This window comes from Pantoea sp. S-LA4 (assembly GCF_054482835.1).
This window is the reverse complement of the sequence record NZ_JBTLRC010000002.1, coordinates 1,913,933-1,936,443: the sequence shown is the minus strand read 5'-3', so window position 1 is coordinate 1,936,443 and position 22,511 is coordinate 1,913,933. Positions and strand designations below refer to the sequence as shown.

Genomic DNA, 22,511 nt, shown 5'->3' with positions numbered 1-22,511 from the left:
ATTGCATTCCCTGTAAACGTCAATGTCACGCAGTGTAAACCAAAAGCGCCGTCAAACCAGCCTGGGCCAGGGAAAAATCATGTTCAAATATGACCTGAACCTGATCCAGACCAGGGAAAGCGTTGATCAGTGTGGCGGTAACAACCATCCCATGTTGAGCATACTGTCAGTCAGCGGCTGCAGCAGAAAATGGATAGACAGATAGCCGACCAGCGACAGGACCACCGTAAACGGCAGGGCCATCCAGACCATCCGCCCATATGAGAGGCGAATCAGCGGTGCCAGTGCCGAAGTCAGCAGGAACAGGAACGCCGCCTGACCGTTCGGGGTAGCGACCGAAGGGAGATTGGTACCGGTATTAATCGCTACCGCCAGCAACTCAAACTGCTGCGCGTCAATCGCGCCACGATCAAAGGCATGACGTGCTTCATTGATATACACCGACCCGACAAAAACGTTATCGGAAATGGAAGAGAGCAGGCCATTAAAGACGTAGAACCATTTGAGCTGGGCCTCAGGCTCCGCGCTGAGAACGAATGAGACCAGCGGCGCAAACAGCTGTTGCTCAATAATCACCGCCACAATCGCAAAGAACACCGTCAGCAGCGCCGTGAAAGGCAGGGCTTCAGTGAATGCCTGGCCGATGGTGTGCTCATCGGTGATGCCGCACAGCGCGGTCGCCATAATGATCACCGACAGGCCAATCAGTCCCACTTCGGCCAGATGAAAGGCCAGCGCGATAATCAGCCAGATCCCAATTGCCGCCTGAATCCACAGTTTGATGGTGTCCTGACGGGTACGCTGGGCAGCCTCCTGTTTTTCGCTCTCCTCCAGCAACTGACGTACGCTGGCGGGCAGGGTTACGCCGTAGCCAAACCATTTACACTTTTCTACCAGCACACTGGTCAGGATGCCGCATAGCAGCACCGGAACGGTCACCGGCGCCATACGCAGGAAAAATTGGGTAAAGTCCCAGCTGGCGGCATGGGCAATAATCAGGTTTTGCGGCTCGCCGACCATGGTCATCACGCCACCCAGCGCGGTACCGACGCCCGCCTGCATCATCAGGCTGCGCAGAAATGCCCGAAACTGCTCCAGCGTCTCACGTTGTGCCAGCGGGTGATGCTGATTTTGTGGATCGGAGGCGACGCGGTGATAGATCTGATAAAAACTGACGGCGACGCTGATCACAACTGCCAGCACCGTTAGGGCATCAAGGAAGGCGGAGAGAAAGGCGGCGGCCAGGCAGAAGGTGACGCCGAGCAGCACTTTTGACTGAATCGACAGCAGCAGCCGGGTAAAGACAAACAGCAGCAGCTGCTTCATAAAGAAAATGCCGGCCACCATAAAGATTAACAGCAGCAGCACTTCCAGGTTGTTTGCCAGCTCGGTTTTAACCTGCTCCGCGCTGGCCATGCCGATGAAAATAGCTTCCAGCGCCAGCAGACCACCAGGCAGCAGCGGATGGCATTTAAGCGCCATACCCAGGGTGAAAATAAACTCTGCTACTAATAACCAACCCGCAGCAAACGGGCTGACAAAAGCGTAAATTAATGGATTAACGATCAGAAAAGCCAGCATTAATCCCTTATACCAGTTGGGAGACTGGCCAAGAAAGTTCCGTTTTAACGCCTGCCCATAAGTCATATCCATCGGAATAAGTATCCTGTTGTTGTGTATCGATTTTGCTGCAAAGAATAATCTTTAGCAGGGTCTGGCGCAAATCGCGGCAAATTCGCCGTGAGGCAGGCCTGAAAATGGTACCTGCATCCGGTTTAAATAGTTGCGCAGGCTATATCCGCTATAGGGCGTCTGGTATGATGAGTGCCCATTACGATTAAGAAAGCAACGAGAACACACTGCTATGGTCATAAAGGCTCAGAGTCCAGCGGGATTTGCTGAAGAGTATATTATTGAAAGCATCTGGAACAGCCGCTTTCCGCCAGGGTCGATTCTTCCTGCTGAACGTGAGCTTTCTGAATTGATTGGGGTTACGCGCACCACATTACGTGAAGTGTTGCAGCGGCTGGCGCGTGATGGCTGGCTCACCATTCAGCACGGAAAACCGACCCGGGTTAACGACTTCTGGGAAACGTCCGGACTGAACATTCTGGAAACGCTCGCCCGTCTCGATCACGACAGCGTGCCGGTGTTAATCGATAACCTGCTGTCGGTTCGCACCAACATCTCCTCCATCTTTATCAGTCGCGCGCTGCGCCACCATCCGGAGAAAGCGCGTGCCGTGCTGGAGACCGTCGCCAGTGCCGACGATCAGGCGGATGCCTACACTGAACTCGACTATCGGGTGTTCCGCGGTCTGGCCTTTGCTTCAGGGAACCCGATTTACGGTCTGATCCTGAATGGACTGAAAGGGCTCTATACCCGCGTCGGTCGTCACTACTTCTCTAATCCGGAAGCTCGTCAGGTGGCGCGTGATTTCTATCTCTCGTTACTGGCGCTGTGTGACAAAGAGCCGGGCCAGGATGAAATTGTAGATGCGGTGCGCCACTACGGGCGTCGCAGCGGAGAAATCTGGCACAGTATGCAGAAAAGTATGCCAGACGATCTCAGCAGTAAACGTTAAAAAACCGGGCATCTCGCCTCAGGCTCGTCCGTTAAGGTTAAATTTGCAAAGGCTGTCACGGTTAAACGTGGCAGCTTTTTTTTGGGTGAGTATGCCGGAGTGCGGGCCTGCGCACCGCTGCTGCTGCCGGGCCGTCCTCGCGCCGCTGCGCGGTTCCTTCGGCTTTGACGTCGTGCCGACGGACCGTTCGGGGCCCTCCCTTGCCGGCCCAGAACTCTCCACGCTTCCCGGCGTGGCGTTCTGGCCCAACGTCACGCCTCAGCGCTGCGGATAGCCCTTTCAGCAGCAGAGGCGCTCAGGCCTTCACGCTCGTGCCCTTTTTAACAACACGCACTGAAGTTTCAGAGCAGGCTGGGGCCGCTCAGGGGCAGGCAATCCGCAGCGCTGAACATTGGCCAGCAGAGTCCGCAGGACGCGGGCGAAAGGCGGGGCGGCACAGGATGTGCCATCCCCGACGGACCGTCAGGCAGAGGAATGAAGTGAAGGCGCAGCGGCGCGAGGACCGCCAGTCCCTGAGCTGCGCCAGAGTGCGCTATCACCGATCGCTTAACTAACGAGCATCAGAGACCGCGTCCGGTTTTTTTTAAAGTCACAGCGGCGAGCCGCGTGACGGATTACGATCCAGCAATTCGACGCTGCCATCCTCGTTCTGTTGTTCCAGAATCACGTCAAAGCCCCACAAACGATGCACATGCTTCAGCACTTCGCGCCGGCTCTTATCCAGCGGCGTGCGGCTTTGCGGCACATAGCGCAGCGTCAGTGAGCGGTCACCGCGCAAATCCACATTGTAGACCTGAATGTTCGGTTCAAGATTGCTCAGGTTGTACTGTGCAGAGAGCTGCTGGCGAATGGCCCGATAACCGGCTTCATCGTGAATAGCGGCGATCTCAAGAAAGTTATTGCGGTCATCATCCAGCACGGTAAACAGGCGGAAATCGCGCATCACTTTCGGCGACAGGAACTGGCTGATAAAGCTCTCGTCCTTGAATTCACGCATCGCGAAGTGCAGAGTTTCCAGCCAGTCCGAACCGGCAATATCCGGGAACCAGTAGCGATCTTCTTCGGTGGGTGACTGACAGATACGCTTGATGTCCTGGAACATCGCGAAGCCTAAAGCATAGGGGTTAATGCCGTTGTACCACTGGCTGTTATAGGGCGGCTGAAACACCACGTTGGTGTGACTGTGCAGGAACTCCATCATAAAGCGTTCCGACACTTTGCCTTCGTCATACAGATGATTCAGGATGGTGTAGTGCCAGAACGTGGCCCAGCCTTCGTTCATCACCTGAGTCTGCTTTTGCGGATAGAAATACTGGCTCACTTTGCGCACGATGCGCAGGATCTCACGCTGCCACGGCTCCAGCAGCGGCGCGTTCTTCTCCATAAAGTAGAGCAGGTTCTCCTGTGGTTCAGAGGGATAACGCGCCGCTTCAACCTGTACCGTCTCTTTTTCACGCCGTGGCAGGGTGCGCCACAGGGTATTCACCTGGCTCTGCAGATACTCTTCCCGACTCTTCTGTCGCGCTTTCTCCTCCTGCAGCGAGATCTTCTGCGGCCGTTTATAACGGTCAACGCCGTAGTTCATCAGCGCATGGCATGAGTCGAGCAGCCGTTCGACTTCTTCAACGCCGTAACGCTCCTCGCAGTCACTGATGTAATTCTTCGCAAACAGCAGGTAATCAACGATCGAACCGGCATCCGTCCAGCTGCGGAACAGGTAATTATTTTTGAAGAAAGAGTTGTGACCGTAACAGGCGTGCGCCATCACCAGCGCCTGCATGGTCATGGTGTTCTCTTCCATCAGATAGGCGATGCAGGGATTGGAGTTAATCACAATCTCGTAGGCTAACCCCTGCTGACCATGCTTGTAGCGCTGTTCGGTTTCAATAAACTTTTTACCGAATGACCAGTGGGAATAATTGATCGGCATACCGACGCTGGAATAAGCGTCCATCATCTGCTCAGAGGTGATCACTTCGATTTGGTGCGGATAGGTATCGAGCCGGTAGAGTTTCGCCACGCGGTCGATCTCGGCTAAATAGACATCCAGTAGTTCGAATGTCCAGTCTGGTCCGTCATTGAGTCGTTTGCTGTCCTTGATGGGATCGTCAAAGATTGTCGTCATAGCGCACCTCTTTTTTTGCAAACTGGCTGACCCGAAAGGCAACCCGTTCCGGTTATTTAAGGCTTCATCCTGAGAAAGGGAACCCGAAAAAAACTGAGCGAACACAACAATGATAGCCCACTGTCGCTTATCCGAAATGCGAACTCAAATGAATTCTTTGGCAGAAAATCATTCATAGTGGAATGAAGTGGAATTTAATAGCCTTTAACTCGACCATGATTTTAAAATCCAGCATATAATCCTGTTTATAAGTTGTTTGTATGGGGTTGAATGATTCTCCTGCCAAAAGCAGATTTAACTGCTGTTGTTGTCATTTATTTCTGGTCAGGAGTGATATGGCGCATAAATCTCTGTATTTTGCCGCCTGATATGATTTTAGTTACCTGCTAAGTAAAAAAGATGTGAAATAGTTGCTGGAATTTAGAGGTGATTTCCGCTGAGTGAATCCGCTGAATGTCGCCTGATGAATAGTGAATTATGCTTTTACATGCCGGTGGGGGACATATGCACGTTGTGATTCTGGGAAGTGGTGTGGTGGGTGTGGCGAGCGCGTGGTATCTGGCGCGTGCCGGACATCAGGTGACGGTTATCGATCGTCAGCCTGCCGCGGCGCTGGAGACCAGCGCAGGCAATGCCGGTCAGATTTCGCCGGGCTATGCGGCACCCTGGGCTGCACCGGGCGTACCGTTGAAAGCGGTTAAGTGGATGTTCCAGCGTCATGCACCGCTGGCGGTGCGGCTGGATGGCAGCAGCTTCCAGCTGGAGTGGATGTGGCAGATGTTGCGTAACTGCGATATCAACCACTATCAGCAGAATAAAAGCCGGATGGTACGCATCGCTGAATATAGCCGTGATTGCCTGAAAGCCCTGCGTGCTGAAACCGGCATCGCGTATGAAGGACGGCAGGGCGGCACGCTGCAACTGTTCCGTACGCAACAGCAGTACGACAGTGCCAGCAAAGATATCGCGGTGCTGCGTGACGCGGGCGTGCCCTACGAATTGCTGCAGGCACATGAGCTGGCACGCGTCGAGCCGGCACTGGCCGCCACCCAGCATAAACTGACCGGCGGTCTGCGCCTGCCTAACGATGAAACTGGCGACTGCCAGTTGTTTACTCAGCGGCTGGCAAAAATGGCTGAGGAGGCGGGCGTGGTTTTCCGCTTCGGGACACCGATTGATCATCTGCTGCGTGACGGTAACCGCATCTACGGCGTGAAGAGTGGCGAGGAGATCGTTAAAGCGGATCAGTATGTTGTGGCGCTGGGTTCCTATTCCACCGCGCTGCTGCGTAACGTGGTGGATATTCCCGTCTATCCGCTGAAAGGCTATTCACTCACCATCCCGATTAAAAATCCGGATGCTGCGCCGGTCTCAACTATTCTCGATGAAACCTACAAAGTTGCGGTAACCCGTTTTGACGATCGTATTCGGGTCGGCGGAATGGCGGAAATTGTTGGTTTTAACACCAGACTGACTGAAGCACGGCGGGAAACGCTGGAGATGGTGGTCAGTGATCTCTATCCTGAAGGCGGTCATCTGGCCCAGGCCAGTTTCTGGACCGGCTTGCGTCCAATGACGCCCGATGGCACGCCGATTGTCGGTGCCACACCGGTGTCTAACCTCTGGCTCAATACCGGTCACGGGACGCTGGGCTGGACAATGGCGTGCGGTTCGGGTCAGCTTCTTGCCGATCTGATCTCCGGTATTCAACCGGCGATTGCCGCCGATGACCTGTCGGTGTTCCGTTACTTACCCGGTTTTGTGGCCAGCGCCGCGCCGCTGCGTAACGCCAACGCTACTCGTTAAGCTTTCAGGGAGAGGAAGGATGTCACGTCCGATTGTCGCTACCATTAATCAGCAGGCATTACGGCATAACCTGGCGGTGGTTCGCCAGGCCGCACCTGCATCCCGCGTCTGGTCGGTGGTTAAGGCTAACGCGTATGGTCATGGTCTGGCCCGCGTCTGGGAAAGTCTGGCTACCACCGACGGCTTTGCGCTGCTGAATCTGGAAGAGGCGATTCTGTTGCGCGAGCAGGGCTGGAAAAAGCCGATCCTGCTGCTGGAAGGCTTTTTTCAGCCGGACGATCTGCACCTGATCGATCGCTATCGTCTCACCACCAGCGTACACAGTAACTGGCAGATTAAAGCGCTGGCTAATGCAACGCTGTCGGCACCGATCGATATCTATCTCAAAGTCAACAGCGGCATGAACCGGCTGGGCTTTCGTCCTGAGCAGGTTAATGCGGCGTGGCAAAAATTGCGCGCGCTTAACAACGTGGCTGAGATAACGCTGATGGCCCATTTCGCGGATGCGGAAAATCCCGACGGCTTAATCGCCCCGCTGCAGCGTATTGAACAGGCGGCTGAGGGGCTGACCTGTCCGCGATCGCTCGCTAACTCCGCCTGCACGCTGTGGCATCCCGATGCCCATTATGACTGGGTTCGTCCCGGTATTATTCTCTATGGCGCGTCACCGAGCGGCGACTGGCAGGATGTTGCCGGCAGCGGACTGACGCCGGTAATGACGCTGAGCAGTGAGATCATCGGTATCCAGCAGTTACAGGCGGGCGATGGCGTCGGTTATGGCTACCGTTATCATGCGGCGCAGGCGCAGCGGATTGGCGTGGTAGCCTGTGGCTATGCGGATGGTTACCCACGTCACGCACCCAACGGCACACCGGTCAGCGTCGATGGCGTGATGACGCAGGTGGTAGGCGCGGTGTCGATGGATATGATCACCGTCGATTTAACGCCCTGTCCGCAAGCCGGCATCGGCTCGCGGGTGGAGTTATGGGGCGAACAGGTGAAGATCGATCAGGTGGCAAAAGCGGCCGGAACGGTCGGATACGAGCTGATGTGCGCGCTGGCACCTCGCGTTCCGGTTCAGCTCAGTTAAGAGTGATTAAGCGCGGTCACCCGGCCGCGCATCTTCCGGCTGCAGCGCCAGGCGATCAACGCCAGCATGGCACCCAGCAGCATCATCAGACTCAGTGAGAGCTTCTCAGCCAGCGGCAGCGCCACAATCACCAGGCTGCCTGCCGCACCGCCCGCCATCTGAATAAATCCCTGTAGCGCGGATGCCACGCCAGCCTGTTGCTGATAGGGCTCCAGCGCATAGCTGGTCGCGGGACCGACGGTGAACGCCAGACCCGCCACCGAAACCGCGACCGGAAACATATACAACGCCCAATGGCTCTGCATCGATGCCGGAAACAGCATCATTCCCGCCAGCAGCAACAGCGCACCCAGCAGCATCGTGACAAAGCCCATCGCCAGACAGAAAGGCCGTCCCGCTTTGCGGATGGTTTTATTGACGAAGACGCTGACGAACATGATCCAGAAGCCGTTGGCACCAAAGGCAAAAGAGAACTCAATCGGTGATAAGCCGCCTTCGGTCATCAATACCTGTGGAGCCAGAGAGACATAGGTCAGCACCATGCCCAGTGCGCCCGCGTTGGCAAAAGCAAACGCCAGGAAGCGAGGCTGACGTAAAATGGCGGCATACTGCGCAATCGGCAATCCTTTCACCCGCAGGGTATCGGCCGGGCGCGTTTCGGGCAGCCAGACAATGACCAGCAGCATAATCAGCGCGCCGTAGCCGCACAGGAACCAGAAGGGCGCGCGCCAGTCGAACGCGCTGGCCAGCAGGCCGCCCAGCAGGGGAGCCAGTGCCGGAACGATATTTAATGCGCCATTCAGAAAGCCATAGGCGCGTGCCGCCTCATCACCGCTCAGGCGATCGCGTACGCCGCTGAAGGCGACGACCGCGCTGCAACAGACGCCACAGCCCTGCACCAGACGGGCAAGCAGAAACAGCGGAAATGAGGTGGCGGTAGCAGCAATGGCGCTGCCAGCGATGTAGAGCGCCAGGCCCAGCAGGGCAATCGGCTTACGGCCATAGTTATCCACCAGCGGGCCAGTCACCAGTTGTCCCAGCCCCATCACCAGCAGAAACAGCGGGATGGTGGTCTGCACCAGGTTAACCGGCGTATTCAGCCCTTCCGCAATCTGCGGCAGCGTGGGCAAATAGAGATCAATGCCTAAAGGTGCCAGCAACACCAGGCTCAATAACAGTAGAGTAAATTTTTGCATAACGACCAGAGGGTGAACGTTCTGTTAAAAAACGAGCCGCAGAGGGTAATGATTCACAACAAAAAAAGATAGAGGAGAAGATGCGGAAGTTGCGATGCCTGTGCGAAACAGGCATCGCTTACTGTCAGTTAGTAGGCACCATCACGACGCAGTACCACGCCAGCGGTTTTGAACAGGATGGCGATATCGGTCCACAACGCCCAGTTTTTCACATACCAGGAGTCAAAGTAGACGCGGGTATCGTAATCAATGTCATTACGTCCGCTGACCTGCCACAAGCCGGTCATGCCAGGCTTCGCCATCAGATAGTAATCAACATCACCGGCATAGCGCTCCAGTTCCGCTTCAATCACCGGGCGCGGTCCCACCAGGCTCATCTCGCCACGGATGACGTTCCACAGCTGCGGCAACTCATCGAGGCTGGTTTTACGCAGGAAGCCACCGATTTTGGTGATGCGCGGATCATTTTTAAGTTTGAAGTCCTTATCCCACTCAATACGCGCGGCTTCGCTGGTGGCCAGCAGATTTTCCAGCACCTCTTTCGAGTTGGTCACCATGGAACGGAATTTCAGGCACTTAAACTTTTTACCATCCTGACCGACGCGCTCATGGCCATAGATAGCATTGCCGCCATCGCGCTTCACCATGTAGCAGAGCAGGGCAAAAATCGGGCCGAGGAACAGCAGCAGCATTGACGCGACAATAATATCAAAGGCGCGCTTCAGGAACCGCGAGGAGTGCTTAGCCAGATTATTACTGACCCGCAGGATCATCACTTCATGGCTGAAGATAAATGACATATCGGTACCATAGAGCGGCACACCGCGCAGGGTCGGGATCACCGAGACGGAACGACAGTTCATCTTCGACAGGAACTTCAGCCAGCGATCACGCATAGGCTGCTGCTCATACTCCATCGCCACAATGAACTGCACGTTGTCGCGGTCGATGGTTTGCCAGTTAATATCTTTCCAGGTGATAACCGGGACGCCATTAACGCTTTGCTCGGCGGGCACATCGTCTACCGAGATAAACGCCTGTACGTTATAGCCCAGGATCTCTTCGCTTTGCAGCGCCGCGTAGGCCTCGGTGGCATTCCGGCCGGAGCCGATAATGATCGTCTCTTTCTGCCACTGACCGGCTTTATTAATCGCGCGCTTCACTACGGCACGCATCAACGGCAGCAGCAGCAGGGCATAAGTCCAGCTGAACACCCACACCATGCGGGAGAAATCCCACTTCGAAAAAGCGATCAGGGCGAGATCGAGCAGGGAGAAAACGAAAAGTGTCTTAACGATCTCTTTCAGCTCGAACCAAAAAGGTTTGCGATAGGTGTAGTGGCGCAGGCGTACCCAGAACCAGCCGGTACACATGACGGACATAATAAATTGTGCAACAAAACGATATTCAATTTGTTGCGGGGGAATAAATGTATCCAGCTCTCCCCAAATACCCTGAACAGTGGCGGCCGATAAAAACAACGCCAGATTAAGTGCAATCAGATCGGAAAAACTCAGGGCGAACTTTACGATGATATTTTTTCGCGTTCCGCTCCAGGAGCGGCTCGGGTTATTCATTATCAATGTACTTGCCATAAAACCTGCTCTCTTTCTCAAGTAAAAGATGGCCTGACCAGAATCAAGTACGCGCTCAGGAGTGGGCTACTGAAAAAATTAAAAAATCATTTTCAGTCTGTTGCAGTCAGTACAGCCAAAAGAAGCTGCGAAAAGAGTGACGGATAAAGCGTGATGTCACTCACGAAATATTGCAGCGTTGAGTATGAGTATGCAGGAGTTATTTGACAGAGTTAATACGGAAAAAATCTGAAAACGTTAAAACTGATTAAAGTTTTAAAGTCATAATTCTATGTTTAATAAGGATAAAATAAGAGAAGGGGTGGTTATAACCAAACTGTTTAAGACTGTTTTTAGGAATTACCGCCAAATCTCTCGACCGGCGGTAGTGAAGTCAACTCAGGCGGGCTTCTTTAAAATCCAGCGGTCCTGCTGTTTATCATAATGACCAATTTGCAGATTGACCGGTTCCCCGTCGATCCAGGCCGGAATGCTGGTGTCACGATCCCAGCCATCAAGTTGCGTAATTAAGCCGGGATTGGTATCACAGGGGATGCTGACGGTGTCGGGGTTCTCACTGTCAAGATCGGCATCCACAATCTCATAACGACCAATTTTAACCACGTGTCCCATTCATTTCTCCTGTTTAAGCGGGCTTGAACTCTTAGCTTAGTGCATCAGCAGAAAATAACGGGGCAGAATGATTAGGATTATTCCTTCTCTTCAGCCGGGCGCACACCAATCTTCACAATACGGTTATCTTCTTTCTCGGCCACGGTCCAGGTCAGCTGGTTCCATTCCACCTGATCGCCAACCACCGGCGCGCCGCCCAGCATACTCAGCATCAGCTGCCCCAGCGACTGCTGGTCATTGGTCTCCTCGTCCAGTTCCAGACCGTATATCTGCGCCACATCACGCAGCCGGGCTTCCGCATCAAGGATAAAGTCACCAAAGAAGCGCTGATCGAGCGAAACCGGCGGCGACTGACTGAACATCTTGCCCAGCGCCGGCAAATCGCGCTCGCGGCCAATCACGCAGATAACGTCGTTCTCTTTCAGGCGAGTGCCGCCATTGGGATGCATCAGCACATTGTCGCGGAACAGCGCCGCAATCCGGGTTTCACGCGGCATCTGTAAATCGCGCAGCGCGGCACCGACGCACCATTTGTCGGCGCTGAGCTGATAAACGAACTGCTCCCACGGATTCTCCGGATGGATATCCAGGCCTACCCGACTGATCGGTGAGGCCGTTGGCGGGACCACCACTTTGGCTTTTTTCGCGGCAAAGCCCAGTGAGGTACCTTGCAGCATCAGCGAGACCAGCACCACAAAGAAGGCGATATTGAAATAAAGTGAGGCGTTCTCCAGTCCGGCCATCATCGGGAACACCGCCAGAATAATCGGCACGGCACCGCGCAGGCCGACCCAACTGATAAAGAAGCGCTCGCGGGTGGTAAAACTGCGGAACGGCAACAGGCCGATAAACACCGAGAGCGGGCGCGCCACCAGAATCAGCCACAGCGACAGAATCATCGCCGGCACGGCGATATGCCACAAATCAGAAGGCGTCACCAGCAGGCCGAGCACGATGAACATCCCGATCTGACTCAGCCAGGCCATGCCGTCGAAGGTCTGCAGGATGCCGTGACGGTTACGAATCGGGCTGTTACCCAACAGGAAGCCGCACAGATAGACCGCCAGAATGCCGCTGCCTTCCAGCACCGTGGTCAGGGCGAACACCAGAATACCGCCGCTCAACGCCAGCAGCGGGTAGAGCCCGCCCGCCAGGCTGATGCGGTTGATTAACTGCTGCAGCGCCCAGCCGCCGCCGAGGCCTAACACAATGCCCAGCCCGAACTGCTGCACCAGGTGAACCAGGAACATCCAGTCAAGCCCGGTCTGGCCTTGCTCAATCATCTCAATCAGGGTAATGGTCAGAAACACCGCCATCGGGTCGTTGCTGCCCGATTCAATCTCCAGGGTTGAGCTGACGCGCTCGTTCAGGCCCTTATCGCCCAGCAGCGAGAATACCGCCGCCGCATCGGTAGAACCGATAATCGCGCCAATCAGAAAGCCCTGCATCATATCGAGATTAAACAGCCAGGCGGCCACCACGCCGGTTAAGCCCGCGGTAATCATCACGCCGACGGTAGCCAGCGACAGGGCGGGCCCCAGCGCTACCTTAAACGAGCTGGCTTTGGTTCGCATCCCGCCATCCAGCAGGATGATAGCCAGCGCCAGGTTAGAGATCAGGTAAGCGGCGGGGTAGTTATCAAAGGCAATGCCGCCGATGCCATCCACGCCGGTCAGCATACCCAGCGCCAGGAAGATAACCAGGATAGGAATACCCAGGCGTGAGGAGAAAGAGCTGAGCAAAATGCTCGAGGCTACCAGCACGGAACCGATGATAAACAGACTGTAAACAATGGTGTGGTTCAAACCCGGGCTCCTGAGTTATGGCGTTGCGTGGCTGCAAAGGGTGACAAATGTCCATGCTATCCCTAAAAGATAATGTTTTATCAAAGAGTTGTCATGGTCAAATTGAAAATTATACCAATTGTTAACTGGCTTATGGAATCAGATTAATGTGAAGAATGAGGGAGTTGGCAGGCAAGCGGCAGAAAAGCCACTCTTTTAGCAGGTTATTCGGCAGATAAAAAACAAGCCGGTGATAAGCCGGCTTGGTTGATCAGGCTTCGGTCGCCTGTTTATGAAACAGAGAACGGAACACTGGATAGATATCTTCCGGTTCGCGAATATGCTCTATCGCGAAGTTATCGAACATCGCCTGCAGATGTTCATACTCGCGCCACAGGGTCTGATGCGCGCGGCGGGTAATTTCGATATAGCTGTAGTAACGCACCACCGGCAGGATGTTCTTCGCCAGGATTTCGTGACACAGCGGCGAATCATCGGCCCAGTTGTCGCCGTCCGAGGCCTGCGCCGCATAGATATTCCACTGCGCCGGATCGTAGCGATCTTTGACCACCTCATCCATCAGCTTCAGGGCGCTGGAAACGATGGTGCCGCCGGTCTCCTGCGAATAGAAGAACTCCTGTTCATCCACCTCTTTCGCCTGAGTGTGATGGCGGATATAAACCACATCCACGTTCTTGTAGGTCCGGCTCAGGAACAGATAGAGCAGAATATAGAAACGCTTCGCCATATCCTTGGTCGCCTGATCCATGGAACCGGAAACGTCCATTAAACAGAACATCACCGCCTGGCTGGAAGGCTCCGGGCGTTTCTCGAAGTTTTTATAACGCAGGTCGAAGGTATCGATAAACGGCACGCGTTCGATGCGCGCGCGTAATTCGGCGATATCCTTACGCAGCCGCTCCTCCTCAAGCAGCTGTGCCGGTTCCGATTTTTCCACCATGCTGAGCGTCTCTTCCAGCTCGTGCAGCATCCGGCGTTTACCTGCCGTCATCGCCGTGCGGCGCGCCAGCGAGTTCTGCAGCGAACGCACCACACTGATGTTGGCAGGAACGCCGTTGGAGGTGTAACCGGCGCGGTGGGTTTTGTATTCATTCAGCTGACGATGCTGATTCCGACGCAGATTGGGCAGAGCCAGATCCTCAAACAGCAGATCGAGATACTCATCTTTCGAGATCTGAAAAACAAATTCATCCTGACCTTCACCATCCTGGCTGGCGTTGCCCTGACCACTGCCGCCGCCACCGCCACCTTGAGGTCGCTCAATGCGGTCATTCTGCACAAAATGGTCGTTTCCGGGATGCACGCGGTGACGATTCCCGCCGCGTCCCTGATGGAAGATCGGCTCATTGATGTCATCAATGGGTATTGAAACAGATTCACCGCTGCTGACGTCGGTAACCGAGCGTTTGTTAATGGCCTCGGAGATCGACTGCTTGATTTGCGACTTATAACGGCGCAAGAAACGCTGGCGGTTGACCGCGCTCTTGTTTTTACCGTTAAGCCGGCGATCGATGAAATAGGCCATAGTGTTCCCCCAAACTACATTGCAAGCAGGTCGGGCATGCCCGACCTTTAGATGACCGGTACCGCAATACCGGCTTGCTTACAGACTTTTATCAGGACGATTTACGCACACGCAGATACCATTCACACAGCAGGCGTACCTGTTTGCGGGTATAGCCTTTTTCCATCATGCGATCGACGAAATCATCATGTTTCTTCTGCTCATCGGTCGAGGTCTTGGTATTGAATGAGATGACCGGCAGCAGCTCCTCCGTATTTGAGAACATTTTCTTCTCAATCACGGTGCGCAATTTCTCGTAACTGGTCCAGTTCGGATTGCGACCGTTATTGTGTGCCCGCGCGCGCAGCACGAAGTTGACGATCTCATTACGGAAATCTTTCGGGTTACTGATGCCCGCAGGCTTCTCAATCTTCTCCAGTTCCGCATTCAGCGATTCGCGGTCAAACAGCTGACCGGTATCGGGATCGCGATATTCCTGATCCTGAATCCAGAAGTCGGCATAGGTGACGTAGCGATCAAAGATGTTCTGACCATACTCGGAATAGGATTCCAGGTAAGCGGTCTGAATCTCTTTGCCGATGAACTCCGCATATTTTGGAATCAGGTAACCTTTCAGGTGCTCAAGGTATTTTTCCGCCTGATCCTGCGGGAACTGCTCACGCTCGATCTGCTGTTCAAGCACATAGAACAGGTGAACCGGGTTGGCCGCCACTTCGGCATGGTCGAAGTTGAAGACCCGTGACAGGATCTTAAAGGCGAAACGGGTCGACAGACCGTTCATGCCCTCATCAACGCCGGCGTAATCGTGATACTCCTGCCACGATTTCGCTTTCGGGTCGGTATCTTTCAGGCTTTCGCCGTCATAGACCCGCATTTTGGAGTAGATGCTGGAGTTTTCCGGATCTTTCAGGCGCGACAGAATCGAGAACTTAGCCAGTGTTTCCAGCGTACCAGGTGCGCATGGCGATGTTGCCAGCTCACTGTGGTTCAGCAGTTTCTCGTAAATTTTGATCTCTTCAGAGACCCGCAGGCAATAAGGCACTTTGACGATGTAAACACGGTCAAGGAACGCCTCATTGTTTTTGTTATTACGGAAAGTGACCCATTCAGATTCGTTGGAGTGCGCCAGAATGATGCCGTTAAACGGCAGCGCTGAGATCCCTTCGGTCCCGTTGTAGTTACCTTCCTGGGTGGCGGTCAGCAACGGATGCAGCACTTTAATCGGTGCCTTGAACATCTCGACAAATTCCATGATGCCCTGGTTCGCGCGGCACAGTGCGCCAGAGTAACCATACGCATCAGGATCGTTTTGCGCGTGATTTTCAAGTTTGCGGATGTCCACTTTACCGACCAGCGCCGAAATGTCCTGGTTGTTCTCGTCGCCTGGCTCGGTTTTCGCGATCGCCAGTTGCTCAAGAATCGACGGCCAGACTTTCACTACTTTGAAGCGGGAGATGTCACCACCAAAGTCGTGCAGGCGTTTAGCGGCCCACGGCGACATGATGGTGCCAAGGTAACGGCGCGGCACGCCATACTCTTTTTCAAGAATGTGCGCATCCTCCTGCGGATTAAACAGACAGAGCGGATGGTCATTGACCGGGCTGCGTTCGCCATCTGCGCTCAGCACATAGATAGGGACGCGCTGCATCAGCGATTTAAGCCGCTCAGCCAGCGAGGATTTACCGCCGCCGACCGGCCCCAGCAGATAGAGGATCTGCTTCTTCTCCTCCAGTCCCTGAGCGGCATGTTTCAGGTAGGAGACGATCTGTTCAATCGCTTCCTCCATGCCGTAAAACTCCTCGAACGCCGGATAGCGTCCCATCACACGGTTGGAGAATATTCTGGAAAGGCGTGGCTCCTGAGCAGTGTCGACCATTACTGGCTCACCGATTGCCATTAACAGTCGCTCTGCAGCGTTGGCGTATGCACTGCGATCTTGCTTACAGATGGCAAGAAATTCCTGCAGTGTGAACTCTTCGTCCTTGGCAGCTTCATAACGCTGACGATAGTGATCGAATATATTCATAGCGATGCCCGTCCTTTCGTTTTTAGCACAGGTAAGGAGCGTAATTAGAGGCTCATGCAGCTCCCGGAAGATATTCTCTATTGAGTACAGCAACCCTTATGCCAACCTGATCATTTTTATCGGGATACACAACTTTACTGGTTACTCTGCTCGTACATATTGTCTGGTCTTACTTCTAACTGTAGATGGCTTCTAAGAAATTTCCTCCATGGCTGTGGGTGAATGAGGGTGAGATCAACAGCATAATCAGTCTGAGGTGAGGCAGGTATGCGCCTCTGATGAGTTAACTTAACGTGATTTTAACCTTTAATGCCACTTTCTACGGCTGGGCGCTTAAAGGATTTCGATATAAGTTAATCCAGTCGCAAAAAAACGTTAGACTTCATGTTTGATTGTTATATTTATGGAATGAATAAATTGTGAACCAATTCAAACTTAAGGCGCTTGTTGCACTTTTACCTTGTTATTTACTCTCTGGCGGCGTAAATGCCGCACCGCTTTCGGTCGGGGCTTCAGTCATCTATGCCGAGTCGCCTTATCGCGGCGGCCAGGACCGTTATCTGCCGGTTCCGGTGATCAATTACGAGGGTGAGAACTTCTGGTTTCGTAGCCTGCAGGGCGGTTACTACCTGTGGAAAGATCCTCAGAACCAGCTGTCACTGACGCTGCTCGGTTCACCGCAGGAGTACAAGCCCAGCGACAACGACCTGGGTGATATGAAAGGGCTGGATAAACGCCGCATGACCCTGATGGCGGGCGCAACATACCGTCACACAGCCGACTGGGGTATCGTTCGTACCGCACTGCTGGGCGACGTGCTGAACAACAGCAACGGTATGATCTGGGATTTAACTTACCTCTATCGCTTTGAAATGGGCGACTTCAGTCTGACGCCAGGCATTGGTGCGATGTGGAACAGTGCCAATCAAAACCGCTATTACTACGGTGTTTCCGGCCATGAAAGCGCCCGCACCGGCATCAGCCGTTACAATCCGGATGACAGCTGGTCACCTTATGTCGAACTGAGCGCCAGCTATCAGATTTCGACGCAGTGGAACGTCGGCGTGGTCGGCCGCTATACCCGTTTCGACAGCGAAATCAAAGATAGCCCGATGATCGACAAAAGCGGCCAGGCGACACTCTGGACCGGCGTCAGTTACAGTTTCTGATAACGCACTAAAAGAGGGCATTTTATGCCCTCTGTTCTTTTATGGGGCCTCAGCATGGGGCGGGAGAGCGAAATGCGCAACATCATGAATTTTGCCGGCCACAGCGATCTGCCGGTGATTGGTCAGGGCAGCTGGTATATGGGCGAGAATCCCGCTCAGCGCGCGGCGGAAGTCGCTGCACTTCAGCACGGGCTGGCGTGTGGTCTGCGCCTGATCGATACCGCCGAGATGTACGCCGACGGCGCAGCCGAAGAGGTGGTCGGCGAAGCGTTACAGGGTCGTCGTGATCAGGCGCTGGTGGTGTCAAAAGTGTACCCGTGGAATGCCGGTGAACATGATGCCATCGAGGCTTGTGAGCGTAGCCTGCAGCGGCTGAAAACAGACTACCTCGACCTCTATCTTCTGCACTGGCGCGGTAATATCCCGCTGGAAGAGACGGTGCGGGCGATGGAACAGCTGCAGCAGCAGGGTAAAATCCGCTACTGGGGCGTCTCTAATTTCGATACCGATGACATGGCTGAGCTGTGGGATGAAGCGGGTGGGACGCAGTGCGCGACCAATCAGGTGCTTTACCATCTCGGCTCACGGGGCATTGAATATGATCTGTTGCCCGCCTGCCAGCAGCGTAACCTGCCGATTATGGCCTATTGTCCGCTGGCGCAGGCCGGACGGCTGCGCGATAACCTGTTCAGCGACCCGCAACTGGCGCAGCTTGCACAGCAAAAGGGCATTAGCGTGGCCCAGCTCCTGCTTAGCTGGGTGATCCGTCAGCCTGGCGTTATTGCTATCCCTAAAGCCAGTTCTGTCGCTCACGTAGAGGAAAATGCGGCGGCGCTGAACGTGGTGCTGACTGACGACGATCTCACCCTCATCAACCAGCGTTATCCGGCACCGCAGCATAAGTTACCGCTCGACGTGGTTTAAGCCTTAACCGCGTCGCCGCTGAGCTTTTTTTTCAGGCGGAAGGTGGTCGCCAGGCGGGCTGGTTTTTCGCCTGCACTGCGCAGCGGCTTATTGATGCGCGCTGTCTCAACGCAAACCATGGTCTTATAACCTTCATTCGGCATATCGGCCATGCTGCAGGAGAGCTCAACTCCTGGATTCCACGTCACAACGTCACTGTGATGGTGGTGATAGACCTCGATCTGGCGCTGTGCAGCCGGATCGTTAATCACTGAGCAATCTTCAGCCGCGGTAAAAATGCGATCAATCCGGCCTGGATAGCGTTGCTTGCCGTCGCTGCTGCCGATCTCGCCCTGATTCACCTTATCGATGTAGGTTTCACCCAGGCCCGACACTTCAATGCCGCTGATATCGCTGACGGTGAAATAGCTGTGCAGGGCGGCGGTGGCTTCAAAATCGCCATGCGCTTCCAGTTCAATTTCACAGTGCTGACCCAGCCGGAAACGGGCGATGAGAGTGAACTCATGTGGCCACAGCTTCAACGTCTGAGGATTGCTTTCCAGCACCAGCGTCAGCATCACGCCATCTTCATTTTCATCATGGGCGGACAGCGTCCACGGCTGATTGCGGGCAAAACCGTGTGCCGGTTCACCTGCCGGACCAAACCAGGGCCAGCAGATTGGTACGCCGCCGCGAATGGCTTTGCCGGGCGAAAACAGACTTTTATCGCTGAGCCACAGAACTGGTTGCTCACCGCTGGGCTGCCAGGCGATCAGATGAGCACCCTGCAGCGTAATGGCTGCACGCACTTTCGGATGACTGACGACAATCGCCGGCAGTTCGCCGACCTGACGCTGCGAGAGGTAAGGGGAGATCTGGGTAACGACCGGCAGAGAAAACAGTTTATCTTGCATGTTCGATTCCTTCCTGAGCGGATCAAAAAAAGGGCGACCGAAGTCGCCCTTATTCTCAATGATGTCTGGCTGCCTTATTTAGCAGAAACCAGCGCAATCAGGTCGAGAACTTTGTTTGAGTAGCCAGTTTCGTTGTCGTACCAGGAAACCAGTTTCACAAAGTTGTCGTTCAGCGCGATACCCGCTTTAGCGTCAAACACTGAAGTCAGGATTTCGCCGTTGAAGTCAGTAGAAACCACATCATCTTCAACATAGCCCAGCACGTCTTTCATCTCACCTTCTGCAGCCGCTTTGATAGCCGCACAGATTTCTTTGTAAGAAGCCGCTTTTTCCAGACGCACGGTCAGGTCAACAACGGAGACGTTAGGGGTTGGTACGCGGAATGCCATACCGGTCAGTTTGCCGTTCAGTTCTGGCAGGACTTTACCCACTGCTTTCGCTGCGCCGGTTGAAGAAGGGATGATGTTCTGAGACGCGCCGCGGCCGCCGCGCCAGTCTTTGTGAGACGGGCCATCAACGGTTTTCTGAGTCGCGGTGGTGGCGTGAACAGTGGTCATCAGACCTTCAACGATACCAAACTTGTCGTTGATCACTTTTGCCAGTGGCGCCAGGCAGTTAGTGGTGCACGATGCGTTAGACACGATGTCCTGGCCCTGGTATTTGTCGAAGTTTGCACCGCGAACAAACATTGGGGTGTCATCTTTAGAAGGACCGGTCAGAACAACTTTCTTCGCGCCTGCAGTGATGTGTTTACGTGCGGTTTCGTCGGTCAGGAAGATACCGGTTGCTTCAGCAACAACGTCAACGCCCACTTCGTCCCACTTCAGGTTAGCCGGATCTCTCTCAGAGGTAACACGGATTTTCTTGCCGTTAACAACCAGTGCGCCATCCTGAACTTCTACGGTGCCGTCGAAACGACCATGCGTAGAGTCATACTTCAGCATGTACGCCATGTAATCCGCGTCCAGCAGGTCGTTGATTGCAACGATTTCGATGTCAGAACGCTGTTGAGCAGCACGGAAAACGATGCGACCGATACGGCCAAAACCGTTGATACCTACTTTGATAGTCATATATTCCACCAGCTATTTGTTAGTGAATAAAAGGTTGCCTGTAAAATTACAAAAACCTTACCAGGCGTCAAGCGGAATCGTGTCAATTGTTGCGACAAATCAATTCGCCTGAGAGGAATTATTCGATGCGCAACCGCTTGCGTACCGCCAATTGTATCGCGCTTCGTTTAATCAATCGCCGAATATATAGGGATGCCCCGGATAAAAGGTGATCGAAGTCACAAATCCGGGCTGTGAGAGTCGGACTGAAAGGGTGAGCACGAAAAAAGACCCGTCTTATGTTGATCATTTGTTAGAATAGTAGTCGAAATTTTCAGATTGGCACCCTTCCGGAATCTTAAAAATGGCTAAAGACACCGCACCCGAAGCAAAAATTTCGCAGCTGACAGAAATGCAGCGTTATGTTACCCAGCATCGCGGAACGGAGCCGCCTTACAGTGGCGCACTGCTGCATAACAAACAGGAAGGTATTTATCACTGCCTGGTCTGCAACGCGCCGTTGTTTCTGTCAGAGACCAAATATGATTCAGGTTGTGGCTGGCCGAGCTTTTATCAGCCGGTGAGCGACGACGCGATTCGTTATATTGAAGATGACTCACACGGCATGCAGCGCATTGAGATCCGCTGTGGTCAGTGTGATGCGCATCTGGGACATGTCTTCCCGGATGGCCCGCAGCCGACCGGGGAACGCTATTGTGTTAACTCTGCCTCATTGAATTTCACCGATGAGCAGGGTGAGCAGACGAAAGGATAAAAGCGATGAAGCAGCAACTGGAAGCGATGCTTGCCGCAATGACGCCAGAAGTCTATCAGCGACTGGCGACCGCGGTGGAGATTGGTAAATGGCCGGATGGCGTAGCGCTGACGCAGGAGCAGCGTGAAAACTGCCTGCAGCTGGTCATGATGTGGCAGGCGCGGCATAACGACAGCCCGCAACACATGACCATCGGCAAGGGCGGTGAGATGGTGACGAAGTCGAAAAGAGAACTCAAAGAAGAGTTTGGTATCGATTCAGACGTCACCCGCATCCAGCTGCACTGAGGGAGTCGGGTCACCGCTAATGGATGACCCGCATCCTGGCAGAAAACTGGCACGACGCCGTAAGGCTGGTCAGTTAAGCGACCGGTGATAACGCCGTCGGGTGCCGCTCAGGGGCTGGCGCTCCCCGCATCGCTGTGCGGTTCCTTCACTTCATTCGCCTGCCTGAAGGAGCGCCGGGGATGGCACATCCTGTGACGCCCCGCCTTTCGCCCGCCTTCTGCGGACTCTGCTGGCTAATGTTCAGCGCTGCGGATTGCCTGGCCCTGATCGGCATCAGCCTGCTCCGAGGCTTCAGTGTGTGTGGTTAAAAAGGGCGCTCACGCCCGCACGCCCGCCCAGAAAAAAAGCTGCCACGTTTGACCGTGACAGCTTTTGCAAATGTAACCCTAACTGACGAGCATTACGCAGTGATGCGGCCTTTTTTCATATCAGAATCGCGCCCTGCGCGGTCATTTGTGCAAAGGCGATCTCGCTGTCCTCAGGGTTGAGATTCACCCCGCGACAGCCTTCTTTCACTACCTCAACGTGATAGCCCAGCTCCAGCGCGTCCAGCACGCTGTATTTCACGCAGTAATCAGTCGCCAGCCCCAGCATCACCAGATGGGTAATGCCGCGTTCGCGCAGCCAGCTGTCGAGTTCGGTTTTACGGCGATGGCCGTTATCGAAAAAGGCGCTGTAGCTGTCCACGTCCTGATCCTGACCTTTATGGAAGATCGCATCGAACAAGCTGCGGTCTAGTCCGGGATGGAAATCAGCGCCAGCCGATCCCTGAATACCGTGATCGGGCCACCAGATCTGTGCCAGGCCATTTAACTCGCCGAGCGTGTAGACCGGTTCGCCAGAGACTGAGGCAAAACTGCCGTGATCGGCGGGATGCCAGTCCTGCAGCGCCACCACACATTCCCCGTTCTGATGAAAGGTGCGGGCATAACGGTTGGCGATGTCAACGGTCTGGTCGCCCTGGTGAACGGCCATCGGGCCGCCAGGGCAAAAATCATTCTGGATATCAATAATGATGAGTGCGCGTTTCATTACAAGTCGCTCCGT

At 54.4% G+C, this 22,511-nt stretch carries 18 protein-coding genes; 7 read left to right on the top strand and 11 right to left on the bottom strand.

All coding sequences use genetic code 11. The annotated features are described in order from the left end of the window. Window positions 1–126 precede the first annotated feature (126 nt). Window positions 127–1,653, bottom strand: a complete 1,527-nt coding sequence (gene nhaB / locus ACX3P5_RS09920) for a sodium/proton antiporter NhaB (RefSeq protein ID WP_458968638.1) — start codon at window positions 1,651–1,653, stop codon at window positions 127–129. Window positions 1,654–1,864: 211 nt separating this feature from the next. Here nhaB and fadR point away from each other — a divergent pair, with 211 nt between their 5' ends. After that, the gene (fadR, locus tag ACX3P5_RS09915; protein ID WP_233987998.1) at window positions 1,865–2,584 is read left to right on the top strand and encodes a fatty acid metabolism transcriptional regulator FadR; all 720 of its coding nucleotides are present in this window, start codon (window positions 1,865–1,867) and stop codon (window positions 2,582–2,584) included. A 589-nt stretch (window positions 2,585–3,173) separates the two neighbouring features. Here fadR and ACX3P5_RS09910 read toward each other — a convergent pair. After that, on the bottom strand, window positions 3,174–4,709 hold the full coding sequence (locus ACX3P5_RS09910; RefSeq protein WP_233987999.1) for a SpoVR family protein: 1,536 nt from the start codon (window positions 4,707–4,709) through the stop codon (window positions 3,174–3,176). 504 nt (window positions 4,710–5,213) lie between these two features. On the opposite strand from ACX3P5_RS09910, the gene ACX3P5_RS09905 reads away from it, so the two are divergent. Further along, window positions 5,214–6,515, top strand: coding sequence for a D-amino acid dehydrogenase (locus ACX3P5_RS09905; protein ID WP_458968637.1), 1,302 nt, complete (start codon window positions 5,214–5,216; stop codon window positions 6,513–6,515). Between the two features lie 19 nt (window positions 6,516–6,534). Continuing rightward, complete coding sequence (dadX, locus tag ACX3P5_RS09900) at window positions 6,535–7,605, top strand: catabolic alanine racemase DadX (RefSeq protein ID WP_458968636.1); 1,071 nt, start codon at window positions 6,535–6,537, stop codon at window positions 7,603–7,605. Here dadX and ACX3P5_RS09895 read toward each other — a convergent pair. The 6 genes from ACX3P5_RS09895 to yeaG form a co-directional block, all read right to left on the bottom strand. Continuing rightward, entirely contained in the window at window positions 7,602–8,801 is a 1,200-nt protein-coding gene (locus tag ACX3P5_RS09895; RefSeq protein WP_336755334.1) for a multidrug effflux MFS transporter, read from the bottom strand. The genes dadX and ACX3P5_RS09895 overlap by 4 nt on opposite strands. Window positions 8,802–8,929: 128 nt before the next feature. Next, window positions 8,930–10,396 carry an undecaprenyl-phosphate galactose phosphotransferase WbaP gene (wbaP, locus tag ACX3P5_RS09890; RefSeq protein ID WP_233988003.1) on the bottom strand — a complete coding sequence of 489 codons (1,467 nt, stop codon included), beginning with the start codon at window positions 10,394–10,396 and terminating at the stop codon, window positions 8,930–8,932. Window positions 10,397–10,774: 378 nt separating this feature from the next. Next, entirely contained in the window at window positions 10,775–11,008 is a 234-nt protein-coding gene (locus ACX3P5_RS09885) for a DUF1480 family protein (RefSeq protein WP_094121422.1), read from the bottom strand. Between the two features lie 77 nt (window positions 11,009–11,085). Further along, window positions 11,086–12,813 carry a potassium/proton antiporter gene (locus ACX3P5_RS09880; RefSeq protein WP_233988004.1) on the bottom strand — a complete coding sequence of 576 codons (1,728 nt, stop codon included), beginning with the start codon at window positions 12,811–12,813 and terminating at the stop codon, window positions 11,086–11,088. Between the two features lie 250 nt (window positions 12,814–13,063). Continuing rightward, on the bottom strand, window positions 13,064–14,338 hold the full coding sequence (locus tag ACX3P5_RS09875; RefSeq protein WP_233988005.1) for a YeaH/YhbH family protein: 1,275 nt from the start codon (window positions 14,336–14,338) through the stop codon (window positions 13,064–13,066). 91 nt (window positions 14,339–14,429) lie between these two features. Then, window positions 14,430–16,364 carry a protein kinase YeaG gene (yeaG, locus tag ACX3P5_RS09870; protein ID WP_233988006.1) on the bottom strand — a complete coding sequence of 645 codons (1,935 nt, stop codon included), beginning with the start codon at window positions 16,362–16,364 and terminating at the stop codon, window positions 14,430–14,432. 419 nt (window positions 16,365–16,783) lie between these two features. Here yeaG and ACX3P5_RS09865 point away from each other — a divergent pair, with 419 nt between their 5' ends. Next, window positions 16,784–17,533, top strand: coding sequence for a MipA/OmpV family protein (locus tag ACX3P5_RS09865; protein WP_336755330.1), 750 nt, complete (start codon window positions 16,784–16,786; stop codon window positions 17,531–17,533). A gap of 72 nt (window positions 17,534–17,605) precedes the next feature. Then, window positions 17,606–18,457 carry an aldo/keto reductase gene (locus tag ACX3P5_RS09860; RefSeq protein WP_458968635.1) on the top strand — a complete coding sequence of 284 codons (852 nt, stop codon included), beginning with the start codon at window positions 17,606–17,608 and terminating at the stop codon, window positions 18,455–18,457. Here ACX3P5_RS09860 and ACX3P5_RS09855 read toward each other — a convergent pair. Both ACX3P5_RS09855 and gapA read right to left on the bottom strand, forming a co-directional pair. Next, window positions 18,454–19,350 carry a D-hexose-6-phosphate mutarotase gene (locus ACX3P5_RS09855; RefSeq protein WP_233988009.1) on the bottom strand — a complete coding sequence of 299 codons (897 nt, stop codon included), beginning with the start codon at window positions 19,348–19,350 and terminating at the stop codon, window positions 18,454–18,456. The two genes, ACX3P5_RS09860 and ACX3P5_RS09855, sit on opposite strands and share 4 nt — an antisense overlap. A gap of 74 nt (window positions 19,351–19,424) precedes the next feature. Next, window positions 19,425–20,423, bottom strand: a complete 999-nt coding sequence (gapA, locus tag ACX3P5_RS09850) for a glyceraldehyde-3-phosphate dehydrogenase (RefSeq protein WP_069728542.1) — start codon at window positions 20,421–20,423, stop codon at window positions 19,425–19,427. A gap of 343 nt (window positions 20,424–20,766) precedes the next feature. Between gapA and msrB the strand changes: the two genes are divergently transcribed. Further along, a complete protein-coding gene (gene msrB / locus ACX3P5_RS09845; protein WP_159859181.1) occupies window positions 20,767–21,177 on the top strand; it encodes a peptide-methionine (R)-S-oxide reductase MsrB in 411 nt (136 codons plus the stop codon). 5 nt (window positions 21,178–21,182) lie between these two features. Then, entirely contained in the window at window positions 21,183–21,464 is a 282-nt protein-coding gene (locus tag ACX3P5_RS09840) for a YeaC family protein (RefSeq protein ID WP_233988010.1), read from the top strand. 423 nt (window positions 21,465–21,887) lie between these two features. Here the strand turns inward: ACX3P5_RS09840 and pncA are convergent, their stop codons facing one another. Beyond that, window positions 21,888–22,496 carry a bifunctional nicotinamidase/pyrazinamidase gene (gene pncA / locus ACX3P5_RS09835; RefSeq protein WP_233988011.1) on the bottom strand — a complete coding sequence of 203 codons (609 nt, stop codon included), beginning with the start codon at window positions 22,494–22,496 and terminating at the stop codon, window positions 21,888–21,890. Window positions 22,497–22,511 lie beyond the last annotated feature (15 nt).

What these genes read in the sequence shown, in the direction of transcription:
- ACX3P5_RS09860 (WP_458968635.1), top strand. Translation starts at nt 17,606, where the DNA reads ATGCGCAACATCATGAATTTTGCCGGCCACAGCGATCTGCCGGTGATT.
- ACX3P5_RS09840 (WP_233988010.1), top strand. Translation starts at nt 21,183, where the DNA reads ATGAAGCAGCAACTGGAAGCGATGCTTGCCGCAATGACGCCAGAAGTC.
- pncA (WP_233988011.1), bottom strand. Translation starts at nt 22,496, where the DNA reads ATGAAACGCGCACTCATCATTATTGATATCCAGAATGATTTTTGCCCT.
- ACX3P5_RS09895 (WP_336755334.1), bottom strand. Translation starts at nt 8,801, where the DNA reads ATGCAAAAATTTACTCTACTGTTATTGAGCCTGGTGTTGCTGGCACCT.
- ACX3P5_RS09875 (WP_233988005.1), bottom strand. Translation starts at nt 14,338, where the DNA reads ATGGCCTATTTCATCGATCGCCGGCTTAACGGTAAAAACAAGAGCGCG.
- ACX3P5_RS09885 (WP_094121422.1), bottom strand. Translation starts at nt 11,008, where the DNA reads ATGGGACACGTGGTTAAAATTGGTCGTTATGAGATTGTGGATGCCGAT.
- dadX (WP_458968636.1), top strand. Translation starts at nt 6,535, where the DNA reads ATGTCACGTCCGATTGTCGCTACCATTAATCAGCAGGCATTACGGCAT.
- yeaG (WP_233988006.1), bottom strand. Translation starts at nt 16,364, where the DNA reads ATGAATATATTCGATCACTATCGTCAGCGTTATGAAGCTGCCAAGGAC.
- ACX3P5_RS09910 (WP_233987999.1), bottom strand. Translation starts at nt 4,709, where the DNA reads ATGACGACAATCTTTGACGATCCCATCAAGGACAGCAAACGACTCAAT.
- ACX3P5_RS09855 (WP_233988009.1), bottom strand. Translation starts at nt 19,350, where the DNA reads ATGCAAGATAAACTGTTTTCTCTGCCGGTCGTTACCCAGATCTCCCCT.
- nhaB (WP_458968638.1), bottom strand. Translation starts at nt 1,653, where the DNA reads ATGGATATGACTTATGGGCAGGCGTTAAAACGGAACTTTCTTGGCCAG.
- msrB (WP_159859181.1), top strand. Translation starts at nt 20,767, where the DNA reads ATGGCTAAAGACACCGCACCCGAAGCAAAAATTTCGCAGCTGACAGAA.
- wbaP (WP_233988003.1), bottom strand. Translation starts at nt 10,396, where the DNA reads ATGGCAAGTACATTGATAATGAATAACCCGAGCCGCTCCTGGAGCGGA.
- gapA (WP_069728542.1), bottom strand. Translation starts at nt 20,423, where the DNA reads ATGACTATCAAAGTAGGTATCAACGGTTTTGGCCGTATCGGTCGCATC.
- ACX3P5_RS09905 (WP_458968637.1), top strand. Translation starts at nt 5,214, where the DNA reads ATGCACGTTGTGATTCTGGGAAGTGGTGTGGTGGGTGTGGCGAGCGCG.
- fadR (WP_233987998.1), top strand. Translation starts at nt 1,865, where the DNA reads ATGGTCATAAAGGCTCAGAGTCCAGCGGGATTTGCTGAAGAGTATATT.